This window comes from Streptomyces sp. NPDC107581, assembly GCF_055657175.1.
Genome location: NZ_JBVKBH010000046.1, coordinates 1 through 11,783 on the forward strand (window position 1 = coordinate 1; position 11,783 = coordinate 11,783).

Genomic DNA, 11,783 nt, shown 5'->3' on the forward strand with positions numbered 1-11,783 from the left:
GCCCAGCACAACGGCAGTTCGGCACAGGACGCCGAGCGCGCCCACCACGTCAACCCCGGCGCCTCGCATGCGCGGAGCGCGTAGGTGCGCAGCCATGTGGCTCAGGTTGGTCGCCGCCATCCGGTGCGAGCCAGAGAACAACCAGCGCTCTTCCAGGCACTGACTGCACAGGGTTGCTGCGCGTTCTTCCCTTCAGGCACTGACTGCCGAGGGGATGTGCTGCGCGTTCTGTCCCTCGAGAGGCCCGGGGCACCCGCACCCACAGGTCCGACAACGCTGCCCAAGCCGGCGTGACGGACCCCCCGACAGGCAACGGCGAGAAGCCGACGCGATCACACCGGCCTGCCCGCCCCGCCGCACTCCTCGCCGCCCCGCCGCCCCGCCGCACCGCCCCGTCGCCCCGCACCGCACCGCACCGCACCGCTGCGGCGTCGTCCGGGTACGAGCGCGTGAAGCCGGCCCCTGAGGAGGGGCCGGCTTCACATGAGGGGCGTCTTGGCGTCGGTCAGCCCGATGCGCCGGTGCCGGCGGCAGGGAGAAAGGCGGGCAGCGTCGTACCCACGCCCTGTTCCCCGGCGCGGCGCCGGACCAGCCCGGCCACCGCGAGGTCGAGGACGCCCAAGCCGAACGGGGAGAAGACGGTGACCCGCTCGTCGTCATGCCGGTACGGCGTGTCTCCGGCCAGAACGGCGCCGAGTTCGGCGGTGACGAAGTCACGACTGCCGTGCAGCTGTTCGGCCAGGTGCAGCGAGGTGTTCTCACGGCACACGTGGTCGGTGTCGTCGACCACGTTGACGCAGGAGAGGATGTCCTGCGCCACGATGTCCCGCAGGGACAGGTGGAGGAGCAGGGTTCCGGGCCGGCACGCGGCGGTGGTCAGGTGCGGCTCCGCGGCCGTGGTCGCCAAGGAGACCAGCCGGTGCGCGCCGAGGGTACCGTCGACCGTGTCGGCGACGTCCGTCTTCGACTCCGGCCAGCGCGCGGCACACCGGTCGGCGAAGGAGCGTGCGCGTGCGGGGTCGACGTCGAAGACGGTGACCGAGGTCAGGTCGGGCAGCGCCGCGCGGAGGAAGGCCAGGACCTCGAAGTTGATCACGCCGCAACCGATGAGCGAGACACCGCTCGCGAGCCCGGACGGGATGAGCGTGGCCGCCGCCAGGGCGGCGCCGGCCGCGGTGCGCCGGGCCGAGACGACGGACGCCTCCAGGAGCGCCTCCGGATGGCCGGTGTCCATGGAGTTCAGGATCATCGCGGCCGAGGCGCGCTGCAGACCCTTGTCCACGTTGCCGGGGAACGAGGAGATCCACTTCATGCCGGCCACGGGGGTGTCGTCCCCCAGATAGGCGGGCAGTCCGATGATCCGGTTCCGCCGGTCGTCCGGGAAGCGCAGGAACACCGAGTGGGGCAGGACTGTCCTGCCCTCCGCGTGCAGTACGTAGGCCCGGCGCACGGCCGCGAGAACGTCGTGCTCGGCACCGTCGAGGACCCGGCGCACGTCTTCGTTTCCCAGGATCAGCATGCTGACGCCCCCATCTCGGTCTCCTTCTCCTTCCACAGGTGGGACACGTCCCCGAAGTGCCCGGTCACCCAGTCGTCGTCGTAGATCGTGTCGAGGTAGCGCTCCCCGCGGTCGGGCAGGATGACCACGCAGCGGGCGCTCTCGGGAATGCGCTGCGCCATGAGGGCGACCGCCGCGATCAGGGCGCCGGAGGATCCGCCGGCCAGGATGGCCTCCCGGCCGGCGAGTCTGCGGCAGCCGACCACGCAGTCGAGGTCGGTGACATGGACGACTTCGTCGGCCAGGCCGTCGCGGTACAGCGCGGGCCGTATGGCTGCGCCGTGCCCGGGTACCAGCCGGGGTCCGGTCGGCCGGCCGAATATGGCACTGCCTTCGGCGTCCACGGCGACGACGGTCACCGGCAGGTTCCGCTCCCGCACGTACTCCGCGCAGCCGCGGAGGGTGCCGCAGGAACTCGTCGCGCAGAAGAGGTAGTCGACCCCGTCGGGCACGCCTTCGACGATCTCGGCCATCGTGCGGAAATGGGCCTGCGGGTTCAGTGGGTTGGCGTACTGGTTGGGCCAGTACGCGTCCGGGATCCGGTCCGTCAGTTCGTTGACCCGTCGGATGCGCATCGGGAGGTATTCGCCGGTGGCCGGGTCGGTCTCCCGCACGACCTCGACCTGGGCGCCCAGCGCCCGCATGACGGCGATGTTCTGCCGGTTGGTGCGCGGGTCCACGACGCAGATGAACCGCATGCCGTAGTACGCGCACGCCTGGGCGAGGCCGATGCCCAGGTTGCCGGAGCTGGACTCCACGACGACCGACCTGCCCGGCACGAGGTCACCGGCGCGGATCTGCTCGCGCAGCATCTCCAGCGCGGACCGGTCCTTCATGCTGCCGCCGGGGTTGAGCGACTCGAGTTTTGCGTAGAGTCGGAATTTCCAGGACGGAGCCAGCCTGGTCAGCTCGACCAGTGGTGTGCGTCCGATGGCGTCGAGGACACCGGCCGACGTGCCGTCAGACGTCCGCATGGTGGCCTCGTCCACTGCGGTCGGGACGCGGCTCGAGCATGGTGCGGAACATGCGTGTTTCTCCTTGGTAGTGCACTGGTTGAGCGGATGTGCGACCGTGCGTGCCCGTCCTCGACTCGGTGGGGTCAGGGGCCGGTCATGAAGGCGGCCGTAGTGCGCACCGTGCGGGCGGCGGACGCGGCGACGGCCAGCAGCACCATCCAGACCGCCAGTACGGCCGCTGCGTGTCGCGCGCCCACCAGGTCCAGCAGCAGCCCGCCGAGCAGTGAGCCGAGCGGGAGCGCCCCGTTGGACAGAGTGCTCATGGCGGCCAGTACCCGGCCCCGCAGCCCGTCCGGGGTGATGACGAGCTGGTAGCTGCCCAAGGCCACGTTCCAGATCGGGCCGACGAACCACATGGCCGCGTAGGCGACGGCGAGCGTGTACGGGTCATGGACCAGGGCGATCACGCCCATCAGTACGGCCCAGGCCCAGTTCGCCGCGATCACCAGGACGTTCAGGGGCAGCCGGCGGCCGAACCAGGATGCGACCAGGGACCCGAGCACACCGCCGCCTCCGGCGACGCCGACCATCAGGCCGACGCCTGCCGACGAGGCGCCGACGGTGCCCGCCAGCACGATGACGACCAGGAACAGGGCCCGGAACATCAGATTGCTGCCGGCCACCAGCAGGGTGGTGGCCCGCAGGAAGGGCTGGCGGCGCAGCCAGCGCAGTCCCTCCACGGCCTGCTGGGCCATCCCGCCGACGGTGTCCTTCGGCCGGTCCGTCTCGAACTCCTTGCGGATGAGCAGCAGACCGGTCATGGACACCAGATAGGACAGGGCGTCGGCGAGGAACGGGACCGCTCGGCCCAGACCGAAGAGGGTTCCGCCGAGTGGCGTGCCGAGCATGACCGCGGCCCGGCTTCTGGCCTCGTTGCGGGAGAGGGCCAGGGGCAGTTGCGCCGACGGCACGACGTTCGGCACCGCCGCGTGCGCGGCGAGGAGGTAGAGCACCGACAGGGTTCCCTCGGCGAAACCGACGGCCAGGATCTGTCCCAGAGTCAGTGCGCCGAGCGCGGCCGCGAGCGCGATGCTCCCCACGCCCAGGCAGCGCAACGCGTCGCACCAGATCATCAGCCGTCTGCGTCTGCACCGGTCGACGAGCGCACCGGCCGGCAGCTGGAACAGCAACCCGGGCAGCAGCGCGACGAACCCGGCCAGACCGGCGTTGAAGGCCGAGCCCGTCAGGGCGAGTACCAGCAGCGGGTAGGCGATGGTGGACGCCGTCGAGCCGACCAGGGAGATCGCCGAGCCGCTCCACAGCAGCATGAAGTCGCGGTTACGGCGAAGCGGGGTCACCGGCTCGACGGCGGTGGTGCCTGCCCCTCCCGCCACGGCGTCACCCTCGGGGCCGTCCGGGCTGGTTGCCTCCGGGAGCGTCATCACTCACACACCTCCGCCCGTGAACGTCGTGGACCTTAACCCTGCGCCGTCTGCTCCATCTGCCGACGAAGACTGAGAGGGCGCATATCGGTCCAGATCGTGCCGATATGCGCCAGGCACTCCTCACGGGTCCCCTCGGTGCCCTCGGCGTGCCAGCCGAGCGGCAGATCCCGGTCGGCCGGCCAGACGGAGTACTGTTCCTCATGGTTGACGACCACCCGGTGAACACGGTCGTCGGTGTTTTCCTCGGCCATGAATGGGCCCTCCCTCGGATGTCCTGCCGCATCACGCACGGTGCGCCATCGGCGGCGGCAACAGCGAGCCTGCCCGGTGCCCGGCGGCCCGCTGCAGGGAAGAACGAGCAGCAACGCGCCTGCGATCAGTGCTGACAACAACGCCGGTTGTTCTCTGGTTCACGCAGAACGGCGGCGACCATGCTGCGCCGCATGACTGCCAATCCATCCGCCCCGGAATCCACGCTGCCCTTCACGATGTCGGCCGACACGCCCGGCACGCCCGTGACCGCCTTCCTGTCAGCCGGTCGTCCACTCGTGCGCCGCCGGCTGCGCGAACACGGAGCGGTGCTGCTGCGCGGATTCGACATCGGCGGGGTGGACGGGTTCGAGGGTGTGGTGCGCACGGTGTCCGGCGCACCACTCGCCTACGCGGAGAGGTCCTCGCCGCGCAGCACGATCAAGGGTCAGGTGTACACCTCGACCGACTACCCGCCGGACGAGGAGATCTTTCTGCACAACGAGAACTCGTACCAGGCGAGTTGGCCCATGACCCTGTTCTTCCACTGTGTGAGGCCACCGGACACCCTCGGGGCCACACCGCTCGCCGACACCCGGCGGGTGTTCGCCGCCATCGATCCTGCGGTGCGCGAGGAGTTCGCCGCCCGCGGCTGGATGGTGGTGCGCAACTTCAGCGACGGATTCGGGGTGCCGTGGCAGCAGGCCTTCGACACCGAGGACCGCGCTCGGGTCGAGGCCTACTGCGCCCGCAACGGTGTCGAGGCCGAGTGGACAGGAGGCGGCCTGCGCACCCGGGCCCGTCGTGCGGCGGTGCACCGGCACCCCGTCACCGGGGAGACGGTCTGGTTCAACCACCTGACGTTCTTCCACGCAACGACGCTGCCCGAGGAGACGTGCGCCGCCCTGCGCGAGATGTACGACGACGCCGACCTGCCGACCAATACCTACTACGGCGACGGACAGGCGATCCCGGACGACGTGGTCGCGCATCTGCGCAGCTGCTACCGCGCCGAGCTGCGCCGGTTCGACTGGCAGCGGGACGACGTTCTGCTGGTCGACAACATGCTGGCGGCGCACGCCCGTGAGCCCTTCACCGGCCCGCGTCGGATCGCCGTGGCCATGGCCGAGCCCTCGTCGGCCCCGGTGGCATCCGATTCGCCCGTGGAGGTTCCCCATGCACACCGGTGACACGAGCTTCCCGCTCTCGTTCGCGCAGGAACAGCTGTGGTTCCTGGACCAGTTGCGTTCCGGGGCGTCGACCGAGTACCTGATGTGCGAGGCCTTCCGCATCAGGGGACCGCTCGACAACGCCGCGTTGTCTGCGGCCCTGACGGAGGTCACCGCGCGACACGAAATCCTGCGCACCCGCTACGACACCGTGGACGGCGTCGGGGTCCAGACGGTCGACGAACCTGCCCCGGTGCGGCTCGCCTCGGTGGACGTCGCGGCGGAGCCGGAGGCGGAGCGCGCGCGGCGGGTGGACGAACTCCGTGCCGCTGAGCTGCGCACGCCGATCGACCTGAGCAGGCAGGCGCCCTGGCGGCTGACCTTGGTGCGACTCGCCGACGAGGACGCGGCCTTGCTGGTCACGGTGCACCACATCGCCTTCGACGGCTGGTCCTGGGGCATCCTGGCGCGTGAACTCCACGATCTTTACTGCTCGTTCGCCAAGGGCGAGCCGTCGCCGATGGAGCCCCTGCCGCTGCAGTACGCGGACTACGCCCACTGGCAGCGGGAGAGCTGGGACGCGGCTGCCGAGACGATGGAGCGCCGGCGCGGCTACTGGCGGCAGCGGCTGGCCGGTCTGGAGCCGCTGGAGCTGCCCACCGACCGTCCGCGCCCGGCCCGGTGGGAGTCGGAGGGGGACAGTGTGTCCTTCACCGTTCCGGCCGAACTCGCGGGGCGACTGACCGCGGTCGGCCGGCGGTGCGGCGCCACGCCGTTCATGGTGTACCTGGCCGCCTTCCAGTTGCTGCTGTCGCGCTACTCCGGTCAGCAGGACATCGCGGTCGGTGTGTCGGTGGCGGGGCGTGAGCAGGTCGATCTGGAACCGCTGATCGGCATGTTCCTCAACACTGTGGTACTGCGCACCGGGCTCGGCGGCCGGCCGGGCTTCGTCGAGCTGCTGGCCCGGGTCCGCGAGACCACCCTGGACGCCTACGGGCACCAGGACGTGCCGTTCGAACGTGTGGTGGCCGACCTCGCCCCCGACCGGGACCCGTCGCGCAACCCGGTGTTCCAGGTGGGCTTCGCCCTCCACAATGCCGAGCGGCGCCCGCTGCGGCTGCCCGGTCTCGACGTCGTCAAGTACGAGTCCACAACGGAGAGTTCCGCGTTCGACCTGTCGCTGCACCTGGCCGAGCTGGCCGACGGCTCGCTCGCCGCCAGGCTGATCTACCCCGTGTCGCTCTTCGACCGGGCACGGATCACGCGGATGGCCGCTCACCTGCTGCGCCTGATGGAAGCCCTCGCGGCCCGCCCGGACACCTCCGTCCATGCGCTCGACCTCGTGACCGAGGCCGAGCTGCTCGCCTTCGAGGAGTGGAACAGCACCGAGGCGCGGCGGCCCGAGCGGTCCCTGCCCGAGCTCTTCCTCGCCCGGGCCGCGGCCACGCCCGACGCGATCGCCGTGGTCTCGGGCCCGCAGGTGGTTCCCTACGGCGACCTCGCCGAACGGGTGCGGCGGCTCGCACAGCACCTGGGAGGCCTCGGCGTCACCCGCGGCACCCCGGTGGGTGTCGCGCTTGGCCGCGGAACCGACCTGGTCACCGCGCTGCTCGCGGTGCTCACCGCCGGCGGTGTGTACGTGCCGCTGGCGCCCGAACACCCTGATGACCGGCTCGCTTTCGTGGCCGGCGACGCGGGCGTGCAGCTGGTGCTCACCGAGGACGCGCTGCGCGACCGGCTGCCCCCGCGGACACGGGCCCTGATCCTCGACACCGCCGGGGAGGAGATCGCCGCCACCCAGCCCATCGCCGTGCCTGTGCCCACCGGTGACGACGACGCCGCGTACGTGATGTACACCTCCGGCTCCACCGGGCGGCCCAAGGGTGTCGTCGTTCCGCAGGCGGCGATCCGCAACCGGGTGCTGTGGTCGGTGGAGCGGTACGGCCTCGGCCCCGGCGATCGGCTGCTGCAGAAGACCACCATCGGATTCGACGCGGCGGTATGGGAGTTCCTCTCGCCTCTGGTCAGCGGTGCGACCGTGGTCATGGCCCCGAAGGACGCGAACCGCGATCCGCAGGTGATGGCCCGAGCGGTCGCCGAACATGGAATCACCGTGCTTCAGCTGGTGCCGTCGGTACTGCGTCTGCTGCTGGCCGAGCCGTCGTTCGCCTCGTGCACCTCGCTGCGTGTGGTCTGCTCGGCGGGCGAGGTGCTGCCCGCCGAACTGTGCCGCCGGCTGCACGAGACGGTCGACGCGCAGGTGTTCAACACCTACGGCCCCACCGAGTGCGCCATCGACTCCACCGCCTGGCCCTACGACCCGGACGAGCCCGGCGACGCGGTCCCCATCGGCGTGCCGCTGCCGAACGTGCGCACCTATGTGGTGGACACCCAGGACCAGCTGGTCCCGGTGGGCGTGACCGGCGAGTTGTGCATCGCGGGCGTCGGCGTCGCCCGCGGCTACGCGGGCCGCGGCGACCTCACGGCCGACCGCTTCACCCCCAACCCGTATGCCGCCGCCCCCGGAGAGCGGTGGTACCGGTCCGGCGACCTCGTGCGCCGCCGGGCCGACGGGGCACTGGAGTACCTCGGCAGAGCCGACGACCAGTTCAAGGTGCGCGGCGTACGGATCGAGCCCGGCGAGATCGAGGCCCAGCTCACAGCACATCCGACGGTCTCCGCCGCCGTGGTCACCGTTCACCGGGCCCCGTCCGGCGAAGCCGAACTGATGGCCCATGTCGTACCCGCCGAAGGCACCCGGACCGTGCCCGCCGATCTGCGTGACCACCTCGCGGCCCGGCTGCCGGAGACGATGGTCCCCTCCGTCTTCCTTGAGCTGGAGGCACTGCCGCTCACGTCGAACGGCAAGGTGGACCGCGGACGCCTGCCGTCCCCGCAGGACCACGAGCGGCCATCGGCCGGCCATTGGGTTCCGCCGCGTACGGCCGCCGAGCGGACCGTGGCCGAGCTGATGGCCGAGGTCCTGGGCGTGGAACGGGTGGGCGCCCAGGACGACTTCTTCGACCTCGGCGGGCACTCGCTGCTCGCCATCCGGCTGGTACTGCGGCTGCGCCGGGCCTTCGGCGTCGAGCTGACCGTCGGTGAATTCTTCCACGCGCGGACGGTGGCCGGGCTGGCCGCACGAGTGGACGCCGCGGGTGTCGAGCCCGACCCGGACGCCGTCCGGCCGATCGGGCGCGACCGCGCACTGCCGCTCTCCTTCGGGCAACAGCGCATGTGGTTCCTGGACCAGTTGGAGCCCGGAAGCGACGAGTACATCGTCCCGGTGGCGCTCAGGCTGATCGGGCCGCTGAACGTGGAGGCGCTCGGGCGCGCCGTCGAGTCGACCGCCCAGAAGCACGAGGTCCTGCGCACCCGCTATCGCTCCGAACGCGGCGAACCGGTGCAGATCGTCGACCCGACGGCGGCGATCGAGTTCACGGTGACCGACCTGGAGGACGATCCGGACGCCGCGCAGCGCGCGGGCGAGCTGCTTGCCGCGGCAGCCCGCCGGCCCTTCGACCTGGAGCACGAGCACCCGCTGCGCGCGGGCGTACTCCGTAGCGCCGCGGACGACCATCTGCTGATTCTGACCTTCCATCACATCACCTTTGACGCCTGGTCGATGGGTGTCTACCTGCGTGATCTGGACGAGGCGTACCAGGCGCTCGCCGCCGGGCGGCCGTCGCCGCTGAGCCCGCATCCCGTCCAGTACGCGGACTTCGCCGTCTGGCAGCGGGAGCAGGAGGCCGCAGGCCGCCTCGATCAGCAGCTCGCCTACTGGCGCGAGCGGCTCGCCGGCCTCGACCCGGTCGAGCTGCCCACCGACCGGCTTCGGCCCACGGTGCGCGACGCACGCGGCGACAATGTGATCGTGGACGTCCCGGTGGAACTGGGGCGGGCGCTCGCCCGGCTCGCGGCCGGGCGCGGCGCAACCCCGTTCATGCTGCTCCTGGCGTCGTTCCAGGTGCTGCTGGGCCGCTACACCCGGCGTGACGACGTGGCGGTGGGCACACCGGTCGCCGGGCGCACTCGCGAGGAGACCGAAGAACTGGTCGGCTTCTTCACCAACAACCTGGTGATCCGCAACGACCTGAGTGGCAACCCGGTCTTCACCGACCTCCTGGACCGGGTGCGCGAGGTCGTGCTGGAGGCGTTCGTACACCAGGACCTGCCGTTCGAGCATCTGGTCGACGCGCTCAGCCCGGAGCGCGACCTCTCCCGCAACCCGCTGTTCCAGGTCATGTTCGAGCACCAGCACATGTCGGGAGTCCCGGGACTGCTCGGCCAGGCAGCGATCGAACCGGTCCGGGCCGGCCTCGAAGTGGCCAAGTTCGACCTCACCGTGACCGTCAAGGAGCGCCCCGACGGCCGGATGCACTGCTGGTTCGAGTACTCGACCGCACTGTTCGACCGCGCCACCGTGGAGCGGATGGCCAGGCACTATCTGGCACTGCTCACCGAGGTCGCCGCCGACCCCGGCACCCGAATCGCCGGCCTGAGCATGCTCACCGAGGACGAGCGCCACAGCATCCTGACCGAGTGGCCCGACCCCGAGGCCGCTCGCGTCCCCGTTCTCGACCCCGTCGCCGAGTACGAGCTGTGCGTACCGGAGCTCTTCGCCCGGCAGGCCGCCCGGACCCCCGACGCGGTCGCCGTGGTGTCGGGCGAACGACAGCTCACCTACGCGGAACTCGACGCCCGGGTCGAACACGTCGCCCGCCGCCTCCGATCGCACGGCGTCAGGGAGGAGACCGTCGTCGCCTCGCTCCTGGAGCGCAGCGTCGAGGCGGTCGTGGTCCTGCTCGCCGTGCTCAGGGCAGGCGGGGTGTACGTCCCGCTCGACCCGCGGCACCCTGCCGAGCGCCTGGACTTCATGCTCGCCGACGCCGGGGCGGCGCTGGTGGTGACCACCAGCGCCTTCGCCGACCGGGTCAGCGGATCCCACCAGGTGTTCACGGTGGACGACGAGGAACAGCCCGACGCACCGGCGACCGCTGCCGCGGCCCGCACGCGACCGGGCAGTCTCGCCTACGTCATCTACACCTCCGGCTCGACAGGCCGCCCCAAGGGCGTGATGATCGAGCACCGGTCCTACGCCCACCACTGCCGGGTGATCGCCGACGCCTACGGCATCGCCCCCGGCGAACGGGTGGTGCTGCTGTCGGCGCTCACCTTCGACGTGGCGATGGACCAGATCGCCGCCACGCTGGTCGCCGGCGCCACGATCGTGGTCGGCGACGCGGAGTTCTGGACGCCCGCCGAACTGCCGGCCCGCCTCGCCGAACACGGCGTGTCCATCGTCGAGATCACACCGTCCTACTACCGAGCCATGCTGGAGTCACCCGACCTGCACCGGCTGACCTCGCTCAAGCTGATGAACGTCGGCAGTGACGTGGTCACCGGACTCGACGCACGACGCTGGGCCGACACCGGCCTGCCGGCCCGCTTCCTGTGCAACTACGGCCCGACCGAGGCCACCGTCACCTGCCTGCTGCACCCGGTCGACGAACCACCGGGGGCGGACGGCGAGGCCACCGCACTGCCGATCGGACGGCCCGTCGCCGGCACCCGGGCCCATGTACTGGACACCGAACTGCGCCCCGTGCCGGTCGGTGTGCCCGGCGAACTCTGCCTCGGCGGAGTCCGGCTCGCCCGCGGTTACCACCGCCGGTCCGAGCTGACCGCCGACCGCTTCGTACCGGACGCGCTGTCCGAAGAGCCCGGTGGCCGTCTCTACCGGACCGGCGACCTGGTCCGTCGCCGGGCCGACGGCACGATCGAGTTCCTCGGCAGGATCGACCAGCAGGTCAAGGTGCGCGGACTGCGCATCGAACTGGGGGAGATCGAGGCGGTCCTGGCCCGGCACCCCGCCGTTCAGGAGGCCGTGGTGATCGCGGCCCTGACGGCGCCCGCCGAGCGGCAGTTGGTCGCCTACCTGGTGCCCCGGCCGGGCGCCGCCGTCCCCCAGGTGGCGGAGCTGCGCGGCCACCTGTCGCGGTCACTGCCCGATTACATGGTCCCCGCGCTGTGGGTGACCTTGGACGCCTTGCCGTTGACGGCCAGCAAGAAAGTCGACCGTAAGGCCCTGCCTGACCCCGTGCTCGCTCATATCGACGGCGCCCGGGAGTACGTGGCGCCGCGCAACCCCGTGGAAGAAACGGTAGCGGCCGCCTGGACCGAGGTTCTGGGCGTGGAACGGGTCGGCGCCGAGGACGACTTCTTCGCTCTCGGCGGCCATTCACTGGTGGCCACACGCGTGGTGGCGCGGCTGCGCGAGGCGTTCGCGATCGACCTGCCGCTGCGCTCCCTGTTCGAGGCCACCACCGTGGCCGGACTCGCGGCAGCGGTGACCCGGACCGTGGAAGCCGAGATCGCCGCCCTGTCGGAGGACGAGGTGGCAAAT

The 11,783-nt window shown here is 71.2% G+C and carries 6 protein-coding genes; 2 read left to right on the forward strand and 4 right to left on the reverse strand.

The window, feature by feature from the left end; genetic code table 11:
* Nucleotides 1-505 precede the first annotated feature (505 nt).
* From sbnB to ACZ7P3_RS42310, 4 genes are all read right to left on the reverse strand, one after another.
* Nucleotides 506-1,519: a 2,3-diaminopropionate biosynthesis protein SbnB gene (sbnB, locus tag ACZ7P3_RS42295; RefSeq protein WP_472090012.1), complete on the reverse strand. Its 1,014-nt coding sequence runs from the start codon at nucleotides 1,517-1,519 to the stop codon at nucleotides 506-508.
* Entirely contained in the window at nucleotides 1,513-2,532 is a 1,020-nt protein-coding gene (gene sbnA, locus ACZ7P3_RS42300; protein ID WP_472090013.1) for a 2,3-diaminopropionate biosynthesis protein SbnA, read from the reverse strand. Before sbnA ends, sbnB begins: the two co-directional genes overlap by 7 nt.
* 125 nt (nucleotides 2,533-2,657) lie before the next feature.
* Nucleotides 2,658-3,956 (reverse strand): MFS transporter, encoded by a 1,299-nt coding sequence (locus ACZ7P3_RS42305; protein ID WP_472090014.1) that lies wholly within the window; start codon nucleotides 3,954-3,956, stop codon nucleotides 2,658-2,660.
* Between the two features lie 35 nt (nucleotides 3,957-3,991).
* A complete protein-coding gene (locus ACZ7P3_RS42310) occupies nucleotides 3,992-4,210 on the reverse strand; it encodes an MbtH family protein (RefSeq protein ID WP_472090015.1) in 219 nt (72 codons plus the stop codon).
* Between the two features lie 237 nt (nucleotides 4,211-4,447).
* Here ACZ7P3_RS42310 and ACZ7P3_RS42315 point away from each other — a divergent pair, with 237 nt between their 5' ends.
* Both ACZ7P3_RS42315 and ACZ7P3_RS42320 read left to right on the forward strand, forming a co-directional pair.
* Entirely contained in the window at nucleotides 4,448-5,398 is a 951-nt protein-coding gene (locus ACZ7P3_RS42315) for a TauD/TfdA family dioxygenase (RefSeq protein WP_472090017.1), read from the forward strand.
* A partial coding sequence (locus ACZ7P3_RS42320) for an amino acid adenylation domain-containing protein (RefSeq protein WP_472090016.1) occupies nucleotides 5,385-11,783 on the forward strand: 6,399 nt, incomplete at its 3' end. The genes ACZ7P3_RS42315 and ACZ7P3_RS42320, both read left to right, overlap by 14 nt.

Bases quoted from the DNA above. Each gene is read 5' to 3' on its own strand.
- ACZ7P3_RS42315 (WP_472090017.1), top strand. From the start codon at position 4,448: ATGTCGGCCGACACGCCCGGCACGCCCGTGACCGCCTTCCTGTCAGCC.
- sbnB (WP_472090012.1), bottom strand. From the start codon at position 1,519: ATGCTGATCCTGGGAAACGAAGACGTGCGCCGGGTCCTCGACGGTGCC.
- ACZ7P3_RS42305 (WP_472090014.1), bottom strand. From the start codon at position 3,956: ATGACGCTCCCGGAGGCAACCAGCCCGGACGGCCCCGAGGGTGACGCC.
- ACZ7P3_RS42310 (WP_472090015.1), bottom strand. From the start codon at position 4,210: ATGGCCGAGGAAAACACCGACGACCGTGTTCACCGGGTGGTCGTCAAC.
- sbnA (WP_472090013.1), bottom strand. From the start codon at position 2,532: ATGCGGACGTCTGACGGCACGTCGGCCGGTGTCCTCGACGCCATCGGA.